This window comes from Pleomorphochaeta naphthae (assembly GCF_055396005.1).
Genome location: NZ_AP042457.1, coordinates 3271176 through 3291936, shown reverse-complemented (window position 1 = coordinate 3291936; position 20761 = coordinate 3271176). Strand labels below are relative to the sequence as shown.

Annotated in this window: 17 protein-coding genes; 6 read left to right on the top strand and 11 right to left on the bottom strand. The window is 30.2% G+C overall.

Annotated elements, in window-relative coordinates; all coding sequences use genetic code 11:
• Positions 1-18 precede the first annotated feature (18 nt).
• On the top strand, positions 19-816 hold the full coding sequence (locus ACZ5SO_RS14925) for a helix-turn-helix domain-containing protein (protein ID WP_464625697.1): 798 nt from the start codon (positions 19-21) through the stop codon (positions 814-816).
• Between the two features lie 25 nt (positions 817-841).
• Here the strand turns inward: ACZ5SO_RS14925 and ACZ5SO_RS14920 are convergent, their stop codons facing one another.
• The 9 genes from ACZ5SO_RS14920 to ACZ5SO_RS14880 all read right to left on the bottom strand — a co-directional run bounded on the left by ACZ5SO_RS14920 (position 842) and on the right by ACZ5SO_RS14880 (position 13819).
• Positions 842-1972, bottom strand: coding sequence for a nucleoside hydrolase (locus ACZ5SO_RS14920; protein WP_464625696.1), 1131 nt, complete (start codon positions 1970-1972; stop codon positions 842-844).
• Between the two features lie 63 nt (positions 1973-2035).
• On the bottom strand, positions 2036-3049 hold the full coding sequence (locus ACZ5SO_RS14915) for a magnesium transporter CorA family protein (RefSeq protein ID WP_464625695.1): 1014 nt from the start codon (positions 3047-3049) through the stop codon (positions 2036-2038).
• Positions 3050-3484: 435 nt separating this feature from the next.
• Positions 3485-4549, bottom strand: coding sequence for an amidohydrolase family protein (locus ACZ5SO_RS14910; RefSeq protein WP_464625693.1), 1065 nt, complete (start codon positions 4547-4549; stop codon positions 3485-3487).
• Positions 4550-4551: 2 nt separating this feature from the next.
• Positions 4552-6255 (bottom strand): dihydroorotate dehydrogenase, encoded by a 1704-nt coding sequence (locus tag ACZ5SO_RS14905; protein WP_464625692.1) that lies wholly within the window; start codon positions 6253-6255, stop codon positions 4552-4554.
• A 3-nt stretch (positions 6256-6258) separates the two neighbouring features.
• Positions 6259-7122, bottom strand: a complete 864-nt coding sequence (gene pyrF, locus ACZ5SO_RS14900) for an orotidine-5'-phosphate decarboxylase (RefSeq protein ID WP_464625691.1) — start codon at positions 7120-7122, stop codon at positions 6259-6261.
• A gap of 8 nt (positions 7123-7130) precedes the next feature.
• Entirely contained in the window at positions 7131-7829 is a 699-nt protein-coding gene (gene pyrE, locus ACZ5SO_RS14895) for an orotate phosphoribosyltransferase (RefSeq protein WP_464625689.1), read from the bottom strand.
• Between the two features lie 14 nt (positions 7830-7843).
• The gene (locus tag ACZ5SO_RS14890; RefSeq protein WP_464625688.1) at positions 7844-9430 is read right to left on the bottom strand and encodes a bifunctional aspartate carbamoyltransferase catalytic subunit/aspartate carbamoyltransferase regulatory subunit; all 1587 of its coding nucleotides are present in this window, start codon (positions 9428-9430) and stop codon (positions 7844-7846) included.
• Between the two features lie 246 nt (positions 9431-9676).
• Positions 9677-12226 carry a GumC family protein gene (locus ACZ5SO_RS14885; RefSeq protein WP_464625686.1) on the bottom strand — a complete coding sequence of 850 codons (2550 nt, stop codon included), beginning with the start codon at positions 12224-12226 and terminating at the stop codon, positions 9677-9679.
• Between the two features lie 9 nt (positions 12227-12235).
• A complete protein-coding gene (locus ACZ5SO_RS14880) occupies positions 12236-13819 on the bottom strand; it encodes a polysaccharide biosynthesis/export family protein (RefSeq protein ID WP_464625685.1) in 1584 nt (527 codons plus the stop codon).
• 471 nt (positions 13820-14290) lie between these two features.
• Here ACZ5SO_RS14880 and ACZ5SO_RS14875 point away from each other — a divergent pair, with 471 nt between their 5' ends.
• The 5 genes from ACZ5SO_RS14875 to ybaK all read left to right on the top strand — a co-directional run bounded on the left by ACZ5SO_RS14875 (position 14291) and on the right by ybaK (position 19611).
• On the top strand, positions 14291-15388 hold the full coding sequence (locus ACZ5SO_RS14875; RefSeq protein WP_464625683.1) for a BMP family ABC transporter substrate-binding protein: 1098 nt from the start codon (positions 14291-14293) through the stop codon (positions 15386-15388).
• A gap of 96 nt (positions 15389-15484) precedes the next feature.
• A complete protein-coding gene (locus tag ACZ5SO_RS14870) occupies positions 15485-17020 on the top strand; it encodes an ABC transporter ATP-binding protein (protein WP_464625682.1) in 1536 nt (511 codons plus the stop codon).
• Positions 17008-18072, top strand: a complete 1065-nt coding sequence (locus ACZ5SO_RS14865; RefSeq protein ID WP_464625680.1) for an ABC transporter permease — start codon at positions 17008-17010, stop codon at positions 18070-18072. The genes ACZ5SO_RS14870 and ACZ5SO_RS14865 overlap by 13 nt, the downstream gene beginning before the upstream one ends.
• Positions 18072-19043 carry an ABC transporter permease gene (locus ACZ5SO_RS14860; RefSeq protein WP_464625679.1) on the top strand — a complete coding sequence of 324 codons (972 nt, stop codon included), beginning with the start codon at positions 18072-18074 and terminating at the stop codon, positions 19041-19043. The genes ACZ5SO_RS14865 and ACZ5SO_RS14860 overlap by 1 nt, the downstream gene beginning before the upstream one ends.
• Before the next feature lie 91 nt (positions 19044-19134).
• Positions 19135-19611 (top strand): Cys-tRNA(Pro) deacylase, encoded by a 477-nt coding sequence (gene ybaK, locus ACZ5SO_RS14855; protein ID WP_464625678.1) that lies wholly within the window; start codon positions 19135-19137, stop codon positions 19609-19611.
• Between the two features lie 46 nt (positions 19612-19657).
• On the opposite strand, the gene ACZ5SO_RS14850 is transcribed toward ybaK, so the two are convergent.
• Both ACZ5SO_RS14850 and ACZ5SO_RS14845 read right to left on the bottom strand, forming a co-directional pair.
• The gene (locus ACZ5SO_RS14850) at positions 19658-20050 is read right to left on the bottom strand and encodes a RidA family protein (RefSeq protein WP_464625676.1); all 393 of its coding nucleotides are present in this window, start codon (positions 20048-20050) and stop codon (positions 19658-19660) included.
• A gap of 55 nt (positions 20051-20105) precedes the next feature.
• On the bottom strand, positions 20106-20756 hold the full coding sequence (locus ACZ5SO_RS14845; protein ID WP_464625674.1) for an HAD-IA family hydrolase: 651 nt from the start codon (positions 20754-20756) through the stop codon (positions 20106-20108).
• Positions 20757-20761: the final 5 nt, after the last annotated feature.

Sequence of the window (20761 nt, the reverse complement as noted above, 5' to 3'; positions counted from 1 at the left end):
CATATATAATATTAACTTATGGATATTTTAGATTGTGTATTTGTATTACAGCTTCATGAAGAAGAGGAATTAGCTTGGCACCAAAGATTACACTCGCATAAAAAAAAGCAATTCGAGGTTCATTATTTTTTAGAAGGGGAAGGAACTTTTTTAACAAACCAAAAAAAATATAGTATTAGAGAAAACCAAGTTTTTGTCACTTCAGACTTAATCCCTCATAAAATTACGGCTAATAAGGATTCATATATTTCATACTATGCTGTACTAATGGAATTTGATAATGCTGATAGAGAATTAATTGAACGTTTAAACGAAAAAGGCCCTATTACTTTAAATGAAAATAAAAGGTTTTTCTTTGAATGGATTAAAGATAATGGTATGAGTAAAAATATTAACCTTAGGCTTTCTAGTTGTCATAAATTATTAGGGTTTCTATATAGTCTAAATCAAGATTTCATTGAAGAAGAAAGTATAAATATTGCTGTTGAAAAAGCCTTGAAATATATGAGACTTCACTTATTTGAAAGTATTAGCTTAGATGAATTAGCTAACTATGTTTCTTTAAATCCTATTTACTTTAATAGACTATTTTGCAAAAAAATGGGTTTTCCTCCTATTAAATATTTCTCAATGCTAAAATTAGAAGCTTCTAGATCACTTTTAGCTACTACTTCTCTAAGTATTAAAGAGATTGCTGCAAAACTAAATTATAATAGTCAATTCCATTTTTCTAAATGTTTTAAGGATAATACTGGACTCTCTCCCTCCCTTTATAGAAAAACTCATTATCAACTAATTGGGGAGAAAAAAGAATAAAATTAAACTGTGTTTATGTTTTGAATTATTTTTTTAATAAGGGATATAATAACTTATTGAATAATATATCCTCATCAACATAATTTGCTATTAAAGCTTTGTTTACTTTTGAATTATCTTTTTTAGTAGTAACAAAAGATTTTCCAAAGTTTTTATCTAAATTTGTATTTATATCAACATAAACACCATTTTCTTTACTTTCTAAAGTTTTTCCATTGTTTGCTGCAATTAAAATATCAGTATCAATTACATAAGCTGCTGCAAATATATCCCAAATGTTTTTAGGTGCTTTTTCTCCTGTGTTTTTTAAAAGAATTTCTCTAAATTCTTTGTATGTTGTATTTAATATCTTATCGTAAATAATTTGAGGAATTGATGAAGTGTGCTGTGTTACATCGAGGGAAAATATTATTTGATTATTAAAGTTATTTCCTTCTTTTGTTTTTTGATTTCCCCATTTTGAATTTATACATATTTTTGCAGCATGAGGATCAACCCACCAATTAAACTCTGAAGTTTTAGTTGCATTACCACTACAATAAAAAGCACCTCCCATATATACTATTCTTTTTACTTTTGATGAAAAAGTTTTATCTTTTTCTATGGCTTTAGCTATATTTGTTAAGGGGCCTATTGCTATTATCGTTATTTCATTTGGATATTTATTAACTTGAGATATCATAAAGTCAATGGCTGAACTATTTCCTTCTTTATCTTTGTTGTTTTCATGAAAAACGTTATTGTAAGTACACTCTTTGTTATATGTTGCTTCATAAACTTCTTTATAATCTTCAATCGAATTAATATTTTTGGTTTTAAGTAAAGGTGAATTTATATATTTTTTCAAATACCCCGCATAGTTTATTTTAAGCCCAAGTTCTTCTTCTCTTTTAAAATGTTCTTTTCTATATCGACTTTCTAAAAGAGGCTCTCCACTTCCTATGTAAATTGGAGTTTTAGAATTTATTATTTCTAATTGTCTTATTGCTGAAGCTGTTGCTCTTTCTATTGATGTATTTCCTGCAACTATTGAAATTCCAAGTAATTCTATATTATTAGCTTTCTCTAACATCAATAGAGCTACACCATCATCAAAGCCATCAACCATATCTGTGTCTAATATAACTTTTTCCATAATATCTTCTTTTTTTTTCAATTATTTTTCTTCATCTACTCTTAAATTAATAATGGCAATTTCAGAGAAATTGCCATTTGCATTTCATGATAAATATTTTTTCTTTTTTTTCTTTTTTTCTTTTTGTTTATCTTCAAGAGAATTTACTTTTTGAAGTACATTGTTATTTCTCTTATCAGAGATAACCCAAGCTCCAACTACTGCAGAAATTATACAAGCAAATAACAACCAAGCCCAAATAAAAGGTATTGATGCAAATGGAAGTTTTACGTTCATGCCATAATAACTTACTATAAAGGTTGGAAACATAAGTGCAATTGAAAGGACTGTTAATCTCTTCATTATAATATTCATATTATTACTAATTACTGATCCAAAAACATCCATTGTTCCATGAAGTAAATCAGAATATATATTAGCCATAGAAATAGCCTGCTTATTATCTGTAATAGTATCTTCAAGAAAATCCACTTCTTCTTCACTTGAAAGTGTGAAATATGGTGATTTTTGAAGCTTTTCTAACAATAGTTCATTTGTGGTTAGACTTGTTTTAAAGAAAACCAAACTTTTTTGAATTTGCATCAATTGAAGCAATTCTCTATTCATAACAACGCCACTTAGTTTTTCTTCTACTTGATTTTTTTGTCTATTAATATATTTCAATAATCTAATATAAACTAAAGCAGCTCTCTCCATAATTGATATTACAAAACCTTCTTTAGTTTCGACAGGATATTGTCTAAATCTTTTTTTAGCAAAATCTTCAAGTACAACTGAATCACTTTGGCATATTGTTATAACCATATTTTTATATAGAACTATACCTAAAGGAATGGCATATTGATTTACACCTTCACAATCATCATCTTTAGCAGGTAGACGAACAATTAAAGCTGTATAATCATCTTCTTTTTCTATACGTGCTTGTTCATCCGGGTCCATTATATCAGCTAAAAGTTCACTATCAATTGCATATTCTTCTTCAAGTATTGCTATATCATCTCTGTTAATGTCTCTTGCATCAACCCATACGTAATCTGTATTACGTGGTGTATCACCTGGAACTCGTGATACTACATTATTTCTTAATGTAATCATAATTGTCCTCCAAGAAGTTTCCTCTCAAAGCACAAAGCAATACTTTTTAGCTATTAAGGGAGGAAACTGGTAAGTTTTTTTCTAAAGGCTTAGGCAAAGGACTGCCACTATCATCTGACATTTAATTTCCTCCTCTACAATTTTTATTTTAAGATTTTATTTTTATTAATTACTTTCTTCCTAAATATATTATAAAGTATCTATAGTTTCAACCTCAAATAAATTAAGTTAAGACTACTTTTCTTCATTATTGTTATCTATAAACTCTTTAAGTGTTAACTGTGAGAATGAACATCTTTTTTGATTTTTTAATTTATTTTCCATTTACTTAAATGAATGTATTTTTTTCTCATTAAACTTATTTTATAAAATGTATGAATATAATAAAAAAGGTCCTAATTTAAGACCTTTTTTTAAAAAATAATAAGATAACTTTTATCTCAAAGAAATAAAAGCATCAAATGGATACTCTTTAGCTATTTTATTGGAAATATCTTTTAATTTACTTACATTTTTAATATTAAAATTAACTCCATCTGTATCAAGACCAAAGACTTTATAAACATTTCTTCCCATTAAATCTTTAATTCTATCTCTTGAAATATTGTTATCTATTAATTCTTTTATTAAAAGCAAAGTTCCCGAAAATCCTGGAACACCACTTGCTCCTGCCTCTTTATCTTCTAAGGTATGGGGAGCATGATCACTTTCTATAAAATCAACGCCACCTCTTAACAAAGCATTAAATAAAGCTGCTCTGTCTTCTTTTTCCCTTAAAGGGGGATTCATTTTTGCATATGATCTATTATTAGCTGCTTCTTTTGTTAAAAGTGCATGATGAGCTGTAACTCCACAACTTATTAAAAATGGATTATCACTATTTTTTGCCTCATTTATTAAACTCAATCCTTCTTTAGTACTTAAATGTGCTATGTGAATTGTGCCTTCAAAATTTGTTTTTCTTCCTATACTTAATATATCCTTAATGCTCTCAATTTCAGCTTCCTTAGGTCTAGCTACACTTTGAGAAGAAAAATCTCTTTTATTAAATTTCGAATTATCTAATAAACTTTCTTTTTCACAATGAACTACAATCACACCTTTATATTTTTCTTTAACTAGTGTTTTAAAAACTTCTTCTTGATCTTTATAACTTATAATCCCCATTCCACCTGTAGAGTGGCCTGCAAACAATTTTAAGCCTATTACTAAAGGAAATAACTCATTATATGCACTAACAACTTGTTCAATTTGCTTTTTATCTTTTGTAAGTCCTGCATAAACATGATAATAAATATCTTTCTTTTTCAACTTTAAAATTGCTTCGTTAGCACTTGAGATTCTATCTAAAATTGCATCCCTACTTATTAAAGGAGGATTTGTATTTGGCATATCAAAAACTTCATTTATACCACACTCATAAGCAACTTTTAAACCATGATAAATTGTCTCTTTTTTTAAGTCATTCCAATCTCTTAAATGAACATGGGGATCAACCATAATTACCTCTCTATTGTTTCTGGGGAAAATTCTTCAATATATTCATACTTTAAAAAAGTTCCATTTTGGCAAGTTAAAACTTCACCACAAACGCACTCTCCACACATTCCAACACCACAACGAGTACTTTTTTCCATAGATAAATATATATTTTCTTTTAAAAAGCCTCTATCTATAAGTTTCTTAGCAGCTGTTGCCATAAATATCTCAGGTCCTATTATGTAAGCATTTGTGTCATCTAATATTTCTATATCATCTAATTCATTTAAGACTCTAGCAACAACACCTTCATCATAGACACATTTAAAGTCCCCCATTGGAGAAAGTGCATATTCTAATAGTGCATCTTTAGATTTCTCTTCACTAGTGCCTACTAAGATTTTAAGATTAGTATCTTCAGCTTTTAATTTACGGCATAAAGAAGGAAGCACTGCAACACCTGTTCCTCCAGCAATTAATAAAGCATTTTTACTTTTTCTATTCTCAAGTTCTTTTCCATAAATTCCTCTAACATAAAGAGTGTCACCTACTTCTAATGACCAAAGGGCGTTAGTGAATTCTCCTCTTCTTTTAATTACAAAAGTTACAGGTTCATCATTAGCTAAGGTAAAGGGTTTTTCTCCTATTCCAGGCATCCATAAAAAAGCAAATTCACCTGCTTCACAGCGTAGGTTTTTATCTAACTCTATTATAATAGTATCTTTAGAATGATATTTAATAGAAATTATTTTCATAGCTTTATATGCCATCTGTCTTTCTTTTATAAGGAAAGCATCAGATTCTAAACTACCTGTTTCATATTCTTTTTTAATAGTTGAAAAATAGCTATTCCAATTTGGTTGTTTTACTCTAGCAAATGCTGAGCCAATCCCTATTGCATCACAACCTGCTTCAACCATCTCCCTAGCTTTAAGTCCATTGTCTATTCCCCCCATTCCTATTAAAATTGGTTCATCGCCAATAGCTTCTCTAATTTCTTTTACGCACTCAAGTGCTCTTTTATATACCCAATTTCCACTTTTACCACCTTTACCTCCTAATTTATTTTGTAAAATAGGAGTCTTAGATACTGGATCTATATGTACAACTGGTCCTACTGTATTGATTGCAACTATACCATCTGCACCATTGTTAATACACTCTTTTGCAATCTCACCTATGTTATCTACATTAGGAGTCAATTTTATAAAAAGAAGGCTTTTAAAATCAACGTTATTTTTAATTTCTCTTACATATTCACTAGCAATATTTAAATCGCAACCTATCGAAGAACCAAACCCTTTTGAGGCATGTGGACATGAAAAATTTAATTCAATTGAAGAAGAGAGACCATTAAAAGCTTTACAAAGGGTTATAAAATCTTCAATAGTATTTGCAGATACGCTTACATTTAAAAATGCATCAATCTTATCTTCTCTAAGTTGCTTAATATCTACTATTGCTTTCTCTAATCCTGGATTTCTAAGCCCAACTGAATTACCAAAATTACCTGTCTCAGTTTCACATACTATTGGCTCTCGATTCCCTAAATTTGGTTTTACTTGATAGCTTTTTGTTGTGATAATATCTATTGACTTAACTTTCTTATCAATATAGTTGATAAGATTTCTATTTGTTGTAACAACACCACTTACTGTAGAAAGGTATAAATGAGGATTTTCTTTACAATGGTTTTTATATAATGTTTCTAATAATGTTTTTTTCATATTTTAAATTGCTGTCTCTTCTAATAAATCTTTTATTTGCTTAATGCACAAATCTAACCAATCATCTGGTGCATTACCACTTTTCCATGGATGAGTTAGTCCACTTGAGCTATTTATTCTTGCTAGATATAAAGGGTAATTAGCTTTAGTTAAATTATTTATTACTTCAGTAGCACTACCACCTTGTGAGCCAACTCCTGGAATTAACATTGGAATTTGTTTATCACTGTAATATTGTGCTATATCATATAATTCTTTCATTGATGTTGCTCCAACTACTGCACCAATACCACTTTCTTTTTCACTCCATTCAACTATTTTTTGACTTACTTCTAAGTATAAGGGAGTATTATCTGAACAAAGTAAGTTTTGTAAATCCTTACCGCCTGGATTGCTAGTTCGATTTAAAACATAAAGCCCTTTATTTTTTACTTGGAAGGGAGAAACAGAATCACTACCCATATATGGGGAGACTGTTGTAGCATCACAATTCCAACATTCAAAAGCTTCAAGTGCATAATTTAAACTACTTCTTGCAATATCTCCTCTTTTTGAATCTAAAATTATTGGGATTGAAGGGAAAAAGTTTTCAACCATGTCTAAGATATCACCTAAAGCTAATGATCCTTCAAAATTCTCATCTCTAGGTTTATCTAATGATTGATAGTAACCAATATTTGGTTTAAAAGCTGAAGGTATTAAGCCTGTTAAACTCATTCTTCTAAAAAGTTGATAAAAATAATCATTTAATAATTCTCTTAAATTCTTATCAGACTTCGGAAGAACTTCTACTTTTGGATCTAAACCCATACATGCTATGTTCTTTACTCGCTTAGCACTCTCTTCTAATTTCTCAATATAATTCATTACTTTTTCTACTCCTCAACTTTTGCAAATCCACGCTTAATTCCCCAATTAAATGGATCTTCTCTCCACTCTCTTAAGGCTATTGCTTCTTCTTCATCTATGTACTTTATTTCTAAAGCTCTTTTAACCATTGTATCATAGTCTAAAATTGTATATGACTCACATTTTGGATCTAATGAATCAAAGGCTTTTTTAGAAGCTTCAAGTCCATATGTAAATATGGCTAAGGTATAAGGACATATTCCATCAGCTTCAACTATAGCTTTCACAGCTTTTATAGAAGAGCCTCCAGTTGAAATTAAATCTTCAATTAATAAAACTTTCTTACCTTCATATGAGCGTGAAGAACCAAGCCCCTCTATTTTTTGATTTAGCCCATGACTTTTTGAAGAAGATCTTACATAACTTAAGCTTTTTTTAAGTTTGTCTGCTAATGTAGTTGCATGAGGAATTCCAGCTGTTGCTGTACCTGCTATATTATCAGGATCAAAATCTAATGCTTCACACATTTTTTCAAAAGCTGTAGCTATTAGTAGTCTTGCATCAGCATTAGCTAATAACTTTCTATTATCATTGTATATAGGCATTCTATATCCGCTAGCCCAAGTAAAAGGATTGTTTACTTGTAATTTAATTGCCCCTAGTTCTAAAGCGATATCCGCTAATTGATTTCCGAATTCATTTTTAATTTCTTCAACTTTTTTCATATCTCAAATCCTTACTAATTTGTTTTAAATATTTCTTTAAAGCTATGAGCTTTACCACAATAACTACATATGAATTTATGATCTTTAGTCCTAAAGAACATGGCCTCTACTCCTTCGCCTTGTGCGGGGTTGGAAATACAAGCTTCATTTTTGCAACATAAATTCTCAAAATTATATATTCTTGGTGGCATTGTTGTTCTATATTTCTCAACTACTATGTGATCTTTAATTATATTCAATGTACAACCTGGTGCTATAGCTGCTAACCTTTTCAATTCTTTTCTTGTAAAAGTCTTATTACCAGGTCTAAATATAATGCCTTTGAATTTATTGTCAGAACCACAACTTACCCATTCACCACCTCTCTCATCATCTAGTTCGATAATCTTACTAATTAAAGCCATATGTTCTCTAATTTCTCTTGGACTATCGCCTTTACAAATATGATCGATTACTACTCCATTATCAATTGGATTGACACCTTCACTATAGTCTTTTCGCTTTTTCTTGTTACTAGGCTCTACTCTAAAGATGTATTCTTCATCTTTATATTTATCTTCAACTTCTAGTTTAGGAGTAAAATCTTTTCCTAAAGATCCACCTAACATAGCTAGTAGGACTATTCTAACATACATACCATTTATAGATTGTTTTTCCCAACCATTTAGAGAGGTTTTATCTAAAAAAGTTGGTATTGTTGGAGTTAATTTATGTCTTGGTAGTGGATGATAGAATTTTGTTCCTTGTGGTAATTTATTCAAAAACTCTTTTCTAAATGTAATAGCTGATCTAAGTTCTGCTTGCCTCTTTAAAATTTGTTCACCCATTCTCTCTAGCTGTGGCCTTGTAAAATACCATTGAGGTGCGATTTTACCACTTTCTAAATACTCTTCAATTGATGTGTAAATTGTTACATCAAAACCGTTTTCCTTCATTGTATTTAAATAAGTCTCAGGCATAGCTAATTCTACAGGTGCTACTAAATCAATTTTAACATTCTTAAATAATTTTAATCCATTTGCTTTAGAATGGACTGTTCTACCATGAAATAAATCACCGACTAAGGCAACATGAATATTATCAAAATTGAAATTATTATCTTCTAAAAAGGTATATTCATCTAATAACTCTTGAGTTGGATGTTCATGTTTTCCATCTCCTGCATTAATAAATGAGGGTTTTCTAACTAAACTGTTTCGCTTTGCAAATTCTGAACATTTTTTTTCTAGATGTGCACAAACTCCTTCTACCTTACTTCTTATAATAAATATTGAATTTGAATAACCTGCTAGTGTATTAAAGGTATCACTAAAGCTTTCACCTTTATTAAAGGATGATGTTGATGCAGATAGCTCACTTACTTTTGTAAGGTGGAATTTTGCTGCATTTTTAAAGGATTCTTTTGTTCTAGTTGAATCTTCAAGAAAAACTTCATATATACCAAAATCAGGATCATTGATTCTAAAAGTATCTAACTTTTGCTTATCATTTTCTGCCATAGCTTTTTTTAAATCTCTAACTTTATTGAATAAATAAGCTCTTTCCTCAATGTTAAAATCATCAATAACACACAAAGATCTTCCTACAAAGAAATTATCCATATTCTCTCCTTACAAAAAAAAATCAGTCTAAAAAAGACTGATTTTATATAATAAATAAATAAATAATAGAAGTAGCTAAACTCTTATATTTTCTGAGATATAATCGCTCTATTATGTTCATAAACTACTCCTAAAATGTTCTTAACCCAAATTTTTTAAATTCTATAAAAATATAAAACAAATTTCAAGAGTCAAAAAGCTTCTAAGCTATATTTTTTTTGATTATATTTGTATTTAGACACTCTCCTAAGCTTTTCCTTTATCATCCTTATCGTTAATAGATTCATTTTTGTTAGAAGATTTTTCTTTAGATTTACCTTTAGCTAAAGGATCTTTTTCTAACAAATCAAGAATTTCATCATAATTTTGTTCTTTATTATTAACTGTTTTCTTTGCAGAAAATTCAAATGGTTTACTTTCACCTTTTTTTGTTAAAACTGCAATTGGAGCAGAGGCTCTATTTTTTTGCCATTCAGTGTCTCTTATCTTTCTATAACGCAAACTAGCTTTATAAAGTCTAATTGCTTTATGTCTTGAAGTAATTGCTCTGTTATTCTTATTTTTCTCAGAACCATAGAAATATTTACTTCCATATTTACTGCCATAACCATAACCATATTTACTGCTTACATTTGCTGTGGTTTCAGCATCTTTTGGTAAACAAGCATTTAAAACAACACCGGAAATCTTATTTTGAACTCTATCTAAAGATTGCAACAATGTTTTTAATGCTGGTTTTGTTGTAACATTAGCTCTAATATTAATTACTAAAGAATCGAATCTTTCCCCAAAAGTCATAACCTCTGATGCATATTCTAATGGTGGAGCATCTATTAAAATATAATCATAATAAGGGCCTATTAAAGACTTTAATATATCCATTTTTGGGTTAGATAGCACAGCTATTGGAACTAAAGGAAATCTACCTGGTGGTAAAATATGAAGGAAAGGCATATCTTCAATCGGTTGTAATATTATATCTTCTAAACTGACATTGTCTTCTTGAATTAGATTAACCAAACCAACTTTAGCTCTAGAATAACCAAATTTTGCTTCAATTGAAGGCATTCTAAAGTCCCCATCAACTAATAAAACTCTATTTCCCATATTTGCTAAACAAAGGGCCATGTTAGCAACTAGAGAACTCTTACCTTCACTAACATCACAAGAAGTTACTGTTATACTTTTGTTTTTCCCAAATTCGCCAGAATAAATTATGTTAGATACAATAGACATGTATTTTTCACTTTCAAAAGCTAACGGATCTTCATAAACTGATAGATTTTGATATCCAATATTTGTTTTACCTAATGGGTTTAAAGTCTTGCCTTTTACTAAGGGAATCCAACCTAATAAAGGTATTGTAGTATTTTTTAAAATTTTTCTAACTTGCTCTGTTGTTTTAATAGTATTGTCAGTCATATCAATTACTAAGGCTAACAAGAATCCTAAAGCAGCCCCTAAAAGAATAGAAACGGCTAATATTAATAATTTATTTGGACTAACTGGTCTATTTGGGATAACAGCTTTATCTACTAAAGTTACATTTCCTGTAACAGCAGCTTCAACTAATTTAACTTCTTCTAACATTGTTCGAAGCTGAACACCAATTTGTTGTAAGACGGTAACATCTCTTTGAAGCTCTGTGACTTTCCTCTCTATAATTGGTAATTGATCTAACTCTTGACTAAACTGTTCTGCCCTTTCGTCTAAAACCGATAAAGCGATATCACAAAGTTGATTTGTTAATACAGCCCTACTATATTCATTTAACAAGGCAGTTGTATAAACATCTCCATTTGAATATTTTTTCATCTTTAGATTTAAATTATCCAACATCTTTTTTGAAATGGAAGATAAAGTACTTGTTAATTCACTTACTCTTGATTCAAAACTAATAGCTGATTCATCTGAACTAGTAGAAGAATTTACAGCTTCATACATTATAAGTTCAGATTCATTTATTGAATAATTTTCAACAAAATCTTGGAATGTTTTATCGCTTGTCAATTCACTTGGCGATGGTAAATTAATATTTTGCTCTTTCAAGCTCTCTGTTATATCATCAATTTTACTATTTGCTTCTATTTTTTGTAAATTAAGAGGTTCTTTCCTAAGCTCATAATAAGAAATTTGATTAACTAACATTGAAGATTTTTCAGTAAGTTGTAGAACTCCAGATTCTTCTTTGTAATCACTTAATTTATCAGAAGCTTCTTTTAATTCCTTTTCATTGATTGGAATTTGGGTCTCTAAAAATTCTCTTTGAGTAGTTTTGGAATTTTTTGCTATTTTAGTTAATAAATTATCATAGCTTACAGATAATGCATTTGCAAAATCAGCAGCAAATTGAGGATTTTCATCTGTAACAGAAATAGATACTAACTTTGTATCTTTGACTGAAGATACAGAGATTTTATCACTGTCAGGACTAATTTCATAAAATTCACTGTATGGAATACCAACTGAATCTTTATATTGACTCAAATCCAATAATTCTAAGGCTGCATCGATATTTGCCCTACTCTTTAATAATTCAATTTCTGTAGAAATTTTTGAAGAGCTAGAACTTAAATTTGTCAACATTAAGTCATCTAAGGAAGAGGAAGTAGTTATAGGTTCTACTAGCACAGTTACTGTTGAAGAGTATTGCGGAATTACATATTGCAGATAAACAATCGCTCCAAGAACTACTAATACAAGAGTAACTATAAACCAAGTAAATCTAGCTTTAAAAATTCCCCATAGCTCACTTATACTTATACCTTCTTCGTTTATATTATTTTCTAAATCCACAATTTTCTCCTAATTAGCACCAAAGATATCAAGTGATAAATTAATTATATAAACAGAATAATATATTATTGATACTATTGAGGCTACAGTAGCAATATTAGTTTTAAATTTATCTTCTTCTATATATATTGTTGCCCCTGAAGGGATATAATCATCAGAATCTAATATATTGCCATTTGAATCAATAATTTTTATTTTGTTAGATGCATCCTTCGTTTTACCACCAGCTAAAGCGATATAATAGTTCACTTTTTTATTTGGCTCATAAGCATAAGCATTAGCTCTCTCAACTTCACCTTGTACATTTACATATTTTTGGCCAAACGGAATAATTATCCTATCACCAGATTGAAGAATAATATCATCATCCTCTACATCACTTGTTAAATAATAAAGGATATTTATTGGTATTCTCTTACTATCTCTAAGAAGATAGGAATGCTCTAAATCACTAGAATTTGTAAATCTAAATGATATAGTATCAAGCATCTCTTTTAAAGTCTCACCGGGGAAGAATTTATAAATTATTGAGCCTCTAGCCATTCCTAATGTTGAAGCTGTTGTTGAACTATTAGTATTAACATCAACAATAGCACCTTCGACAGTAATACTATTTTTAGCAATTTTGATACTTGGAACTATTATCTTATCTAAATTATTTATTTCGATATCACTTTCATAATCAACTTTTATTTGATCAAAGCTATTATTTTCAGAATCATAGCGATTAATTACTATTTTATTTTTATCAGCGCTTGATAATAAGCCACCACAATAATAATCAATAATATCTTTTAAACTTTCAGTTTCTTTTGGTTGATATGTGCCAGGTTTATATACATTACCATATATATTAACAATTTTTTTGGCAGGCTCTAATATTACAGTATCACCAGCTTTAAGAAGAGGATTTTGATCAATTTCACCTTTTTTCAAAGCCAAATATAAATCGTAATGTTTAATATTTCCATTTTTATCTTTAACTAAAATATCTCTCGTATTTGCATAAGTACTTGCAACTGTTACAACTTCACTTAATCTAGTTAATCCATTTGCAGTAAATGTAGTAGAAGTTACTACTTCACCAATTACTTGAACAGAAAAAACCCCTATAGAAACTAAAGTAACTTGAGGGGAAGAAAATGCATAATATGTGGAAATATTATTTTTAATTGCTTCTATCAATTGAGGCAAAACCATGTTTTCAGCATCGATTATTCCAATTTGCGGAATATTCACTTTATATTCGCTATTAACTTGAAGCAATAATTGTTTTTGGTCATTCCCTTCTAAATAATCTATTTGAAAGGTATCGCCAGGAGTTATTGGGTACTGGGAATCACTGATGGCCCTAAGCAACATTAGAGAACTATCAATAGGTTCTAGTCCATCTAATAATCCTAACTGCTCGTTGAAGGATTGCTGTTCAATATTAAGAGCATCTAATTCATCTATTTCTAAGTTATTGTAAATTGGAGAACTAACAACAAAGCCAGAAATATCTTGTTCATTATCAATAGCAAATAACTGTAAATTTAATAATAATCCTAATACTAAAACAACAATTATAGGTTTACTTGTCTTAAGTCGCACAATTATCTCCTTTTTGTGTTTTAAGTGCTTATATATTGACTCATAAATCTTTAAAAGTCTAGTACTACTTGTTACTAAACAAATGCCTAAAAAATAAAAAAGTTACACTTTAAAACAAAGAAAAATAGAAATATTCTTATAATACTACACAAAAAGTAAGTTAAAAAAAATACTCCAAAATTAATTTAGAAAGTTTAAGTAGTAATTAAATAAAAAAAAATACAACTTTTTTTAAACAATTAGACTTATTTATGCAACTACATTCAGCAAAAATGTTGCATTTTTAAATAAAATAATATTTATTTTCCTTCTTTCTGTTGCCTTTTTTTTCAAAATTAATAAAAATAACAACATGATAATTTGTCAAAAATTTAAATTACAATTAAACTTTTTTGACAACGCTTAAGTAGTACCCTATACTTAAATGTGATTTAATTATCACGATTAATTCATTAGATAAGGAGAGAAATAATGAAAAAATTATCTATTTTATTGGCTTGTGCTCTAGTCACTCTTTCACCAATTTTTGCAAGTGGTGCAAAAGAAACAGCTGAAGTTAGTGATGATGCACCTATGAAAGTTGGTGTTATTTACATCTCAGCTCCTGGCGACTTTGGTTATTCTTACATGCATGATCAAGGAACAATTGCTGCTGAAGAATATTTTGGTGACAAAATTGAAGTTATCAGAATGGAAAACATTCCTGAAAACGAAGAAAGTGAAAGAGCAATGGAAGCTTTAATTGATGAAGGTTGTAAAATTATCTTTGCTAATTCTTATAACTATCAAGAATATATGCAAAATGTTGCTAAAGAACACCCAGATGTTTATTTTGAACATTGTTCAGGTTATTTAGATAATGAAAACATGTCTAACTATTTTGGACGTATGTATCAAATGCGTTACCTCTCTGGTGTTATCGCAGGTAAAATGAGTGAATCTGGCAAAATCGGTTATGTTGGAGCTTTCAATACTCCTGAAGTTATTCGTGGTATAAATGCATTCACATTAGGTGTAAAAAGCGAAAATCCTGATGCAACTGTAACTGTTGTTTGGACTAATACTTGGTTCGATCCTTCTAAAGAAAGACAAGCAGCTGAATCTCTATTAGATGGTGGTTGTGATGTTATTGCTCAACACCAAGATACTACTGAACCAGCTAAAGCTGCTATCGATAGAGGCGCATATGCTATTGGATATAACGCAAACTTTATGGAATTAACAGGTAGCGATCACGTTCTTGTTTCACCAATGTGGAACTGGGGTAGCTACATGATTCCTCAAATCCAAAAAGCAATGGATGGAACTTGGACTTCTCAATCTTATTGGGGTGGTCTTGATGATGAAATGATTTTACTTTCACCTATCTCAGATTTAGTTCCTCAAGAAACTGTTGATAAAGTAATGGCTATTGAAGATGAAATGAGAGCTAATACTTTTGACGTATTCTGGGGTGAATTAGTTGATAACGAAGGAACTCAAAGACAAGCTGCTGGCGAGAAAATGAGTGACGGAGATATGTTAACAATGGATTGGTTTGTTGAAGGCGTCATCGGTTCAACTAAATAACATTTAAACTATCAACCAAAATTAGTTGGTTAATAGGGGTAGGATTTTCTACCCCTATTTTTGAAACTAGATTAAAATCATGTATAGGGATAAAAAATGGAAAAAACTCTCGTAGTTGAGATGAAAAATATTACCAAGCGCTTTCCAGGAGTAGTTGCAAATGAAGATGTTAACCTGCAGTTGCATAAAGGTGAAGTTCTAGCTTTACTTGGCGAAAATGGTGCTGGAAAAAGCACTTTAATGAATATGCTCGTTGGTTTATATAGACCTGATGAAGGAGAAATCTATGTAAATGGAAAGCATGTTATCATAAATTCACCTCAAGACTCCATGGCTTTAGGTATTGGTATGATTCACCAAGAATTTATGTTAGTAGGAAATCTAACTGTAGCTGAAAATATTATTTTGGGGTTGAAAGATTTACCTACAGTTCCTCCTATAGCTGAAATAAATAAAAAAATAATAGAGTTAAGTGAAAAATATGACTTAAAAGTTGATCCAACAAGACTTGTTGAAACTTTAACTGTTGGAGAACAACAAAGAGTTGAAATCTTAAAACTTTTATATCGTGGTGCCGATATTTTAATTTTAGATGAACCAACTGCTGTTTTAACACCTAAAGAATCAAAAGAGTTAAATAAAATTCTAAAAAAAATGCTCAGTGAAGGTAAAAGTGCAATTTTTATTACTCATAAAATGGTTGAAGTATTAGAATTTTCTGAAACTCTTATGGTCTTAAGAAAAGGTAAATGCGTTGGTGTAAAACCTACCTCATCAATTAAAGAACTTTCTGAAATTGCTAATCTAATGGTAGGTAGACCTGTATTATTCAAACTTGAAAAAGGTCCTTTCAAACCTGGTAAAGTTCGTGTTGAATTAAAAAATGTAACTGTTAATTCAAAAACTCATAATAAAAAAGTTTTAGATAATATCTCATTTACTATTCGTAGTGGTGAAATACTAGGAATTGCAGGAGTTGCAGGTAATGGACAACAACCTCTAAGTGAGGTTATTACCGGTTTATTAAAAGTAAACTCAGGCTCTATTTTAATCGATGGAGAAGATTATACAAACAAAACACCTCTTCAAATAATTAAAGCAGGAGTTAGCCATATCCCTGCAGATAGGGGAAGAATGGGTATTGTTGGAGATATGAGTGTTGGTGAAAACTTGAGTATGAAAAAATATCGTACTTCTGAATTATCTAATCACCATATGATAAATAAATTTAAAGTTAGAGAATTTGCTTCTAGACTAATTCAAAAATTTGTTATAAAAACTCCGAATCAATTTACTAGTGCAAAATTCCTCTCAGGAGGTAATATCCAAAAAACTATATTAGCACGTGAGATTAATTCTTGTAAGGGAATCTTGATTGCAGTATACCCTTCAAGAGGTCTTGATGTTGGAGCTATTGAATCTGTTAGACAGAATATAATTGCTCAAAGAGATAGTGGCTCAGCTGTACTTTTAGTCAGCGAAGAGCTAGATGAACTCAAAACAGTATGTGATCGAATTGCTGTAATGTTTGAAGGTAAAATTATGGACATTATGGATGCTCAAAATGCATCAACTGAAGAGATTGGTTTATTAATGGCAGGTGTTGAAAGGAGTGAAGAATGCGATTCATAATTGAAAAAAGAAATGAAAAATCAAAAAAGATGCAAATCTTAATTCCCATTTACTCTCTTTTGATATCGTTTGTTTTAGGAGCTTTTGTTCTTTTACTCTCTAAAGCTAATCCTATCCAAACCTATGCTGCTATTTTCAAAGGAGCTTTCGGTTCTAGTACTAAAATCCAATATACTTTAGTAAAGATGATACCACTTTTAATGTGTGGATTGGCTGTAGGTATTGCTTTTAGACTAAGATTCTGGAATATCGGAGCTGAAGGCCAATATGTAATGGGTGTTATTGGTATAACTTGGGTAATGCAATTTTGGACTTGGTTACCTAGTTATTTATTACTTCCAGTTGGAATCCTAATGGCTATAATATTTGGTGGTATTTGGGGTGGAATTCCTGGTGCACTTAAAGCTCAATGGAAAGTCGATGAAACTCTAACAACATTAATGATGAATTATATTGCAATTGGTTTTGCTGAATATCTTTATATTTCAGCTTGGAAAGCTCCTAAAAATAATATGGGAACTGTAAAATATCCTGAAATTGCATGGATTCAACGATTCTGGGGAAAAGTTCATTACGGAATTTTTATCGCTTTAATTCTAGTAGTAATTCTTTATTTTGTTTTATACAAAACTCGTTGGGGTTTTGAGTTAAATATGATTGGTAAAAATAGTGAAGCTGCTAGATGCCAAGGTGTCTCTATTAAAAGAAATATTATTTTAGCAATGCTTCTTTCTGGAGGAATTGCGGGTTTAGCAGGTGGTATTGATGCTGCAGCAGTTACTCACTGCCTAACAAAAGGCGTTGATGGGGGATATGGATTCTCTGGTATCATTGTAGCTTGGATGAGTGGATTAAATCCTTTTGTTTCAATTATTATTGCTCTATTCTTAGCGGCTCTGGAAACTGGAGCGGATGCTCTACAAATTACAATGCGTTTACCATCCTCTATGGGTGATGTACTACAAGGCTTAATACTAATTCCATTATTGGCTGGAAGTATTTTCATTGATCATAAAATCAAGCCTGCTAGAAAAGCTAAGGGAGATAAATAATGAACACATTAGATTTAATAACAAAATTATTAGCTGCTACTTTAGCTATGGGTACTAGCTTAACATATGCTACTTTAGGTGAGGTATTCACTGAAAAATCTGGAGTTTTAAATCTAGGTTTAGAAGGTACCATGCTAATGGGAGCACTTTCTGGTTTTGCTGTTACCTACCATACAGAGAGTTTATTCCTAGGACTTTTAATTGCTATGTTAGCTGGTGGTTTATTTAGTTTTATCCATGCTTTTTTAACAATTTCTCTTAGATCAAACCAAGTTGTTACAGGTTTAGCTATTACAATGTTTGGTACTGGGCTCGCTAACTTTTTAGGAAAACGTTTAGGACCAGTTGAAAATTCTTTGAACTTAGTTGGTTTAAATATCGCATCTAAATTTGAAAACATTCAAATACCACTAATCCATAAAATTCCTATAATTGGAGCTTTTTTTGATGTTTCAATACTGACTTACTTTTTATATATTTTACTACCTTTATCTTGGTATTTCATGTATAAAACTAAATATGGATTAGCTCTCAGAAGTGTTGGAGAAGCACCTAGAACAGCTGCAGCTATGGGAATAAACGTTAATAGAACTAGATATATTTATACAGTTTTAGGTGGTTTTTTCGCAGGAATTGGTGGAGCAGCACTATCTCTATCTTTCACCCCTTCTTGGAATGATGGTATGACAGGTGGTATCGGTTGGATTGCCATAGCACTTGTAATCTTCAGTGCGTGGAACCCAGCTAGAGTTGCAATAGGGACTTTAGTTTTTGGAGGAATAACCAGCCTACAATTCTTCTTGCAAGCTGCTGGTTTTAAAATGTGGATTCCTGTACAATTCTTAGCAATAGCCCCCTATTTTATTACTGTTCTTACTTTAATTATTATGACTATAAATAGTATTAAAAATAAAGGTAGCTTTGCTTCTCCTTCAGCTTTAGGTACTCCTTTTGCAATTGATGAAAAATAATATTTTAAAATTTCTCTAGGCTAATTTATATTAGCCTAGTTTTTTTTATATCCAACTTTACTAAATTTTTGACAAATAGTATTTTATAGCTATGAGTTCTTTAAAAAAAACTAATGCAATGAGAATTTTAGAAAAAGAAAAAATACCTTATCAAGTAAAAGCTTATGAGGTTGATGAAAATAATCTAGATGCTGTTCATGTTGCAAAACAAGCTAATTTAAATATTGATTTAGTTTATAAAACTATCGTAATGATAAATGAAAGAAAAGAAATTTATGTATTTTGTTTACCTGCTGAATTCGATGTCAGTTTAAAAAAGGCTAAAGCCTTAACTTCTTCAAGTAAAATTGAATTATTAAAATTGGATTTGTTAAAAAAAACCACTGGCTATATCAGAGGAGGTTGCTCTCCTATCGGGATGATTAAACATTATAAGACTTTCATTTCAGACTTTGCTCTCCTAGAAGAAAAAATTTATGTTAGCGCTGGTGTAAGAGGCCTTCAATTAATTATTAATCCAAAAGATTTAGCTAAATGTACAAATGCAACTTTTGAAGAAATTATTTAGCACAAAAAAACCCACTAATAAGTGGGCTCTTTTTAGATTAAGCAAATTATTTAACTAATGCAATTGCTTCAATTTCAACTAATACATCTTTTGGTAGCTTAGCAACCTCAACAGCTGATCTTGCAGGTTTAATTCCTTCGCTAAAGAATTTTGAATATACTTCATTCATTGCAGCAAAATCATCCATATTCTTTAGAAAGACTGTAGTTTTTATAACATGCTCCATATCACTACCACCAGCTTCTACTACAGCTTTAAGGTTAGTGAGAGATTGAAAAGTCTGTTCTGCAATGCCACCTGTAATCTCACCTGTTTTAGGATCTGCTGGGATTTGTCCAGAAGAATACACAAAAGGGCCAGCAACAATACCTTGACTATATGGTCCAATAGCTGAAGGAGCTTCACTTGTTTTAATTTCTGTTTTATTTAGTTTATCCATAATTTTCTCCTATTATTTTTAATAATAATTATTTTTTTTATATTTTTTTTTATATTTATAGTATATATGATAATATATCTTTAGGACTAGTTGCAAGACCTATCATTGGAGGAGACATTTTAGTATTCTTATCAAAGCCAAAACCATAACTAACAGCTAAAAAGTCAATTTCAGCTTCTTTAGCAGCATTTTGATCATGAATTGTATCTCCAATCAATATTGCATCATTTTTTTCAACATTAAAATGCTCAACTATCTCATCTAAAATTGCGGCTTTATATTTCGTCCCTTCTATATTTGTTCCATCGATATATTCAAAATAATTAGCTAAATTAAGATGTTCTAACATACTAAATACTATCTCTCTATATTTCATTGTCGCAACAGCTAAAATATAATTTTTAGATTTTAATTGATTTAGAAGATTTTCAATTCCATCGAAAGTTTCAACTTCATATTGACCTTTTTTTTCATATTGGTGTCGATATATATCACAAGCTTTATCTAATAAACTATCATCTAAATTATATGTTAACTTAAAGCAATCTTTTAAAGGAGGTCCAATAAACTTATTTAATTGTTCTATATCATTTACTTCTTCTAAACCTAACTGTTTAATTGTCCAATTCGCAGTGTTATAAATCCCTGGGGATGAATTTACCAAAGTACCATCAAAATCAAAAATAATTAATTTATACTTCTTCATGTTTC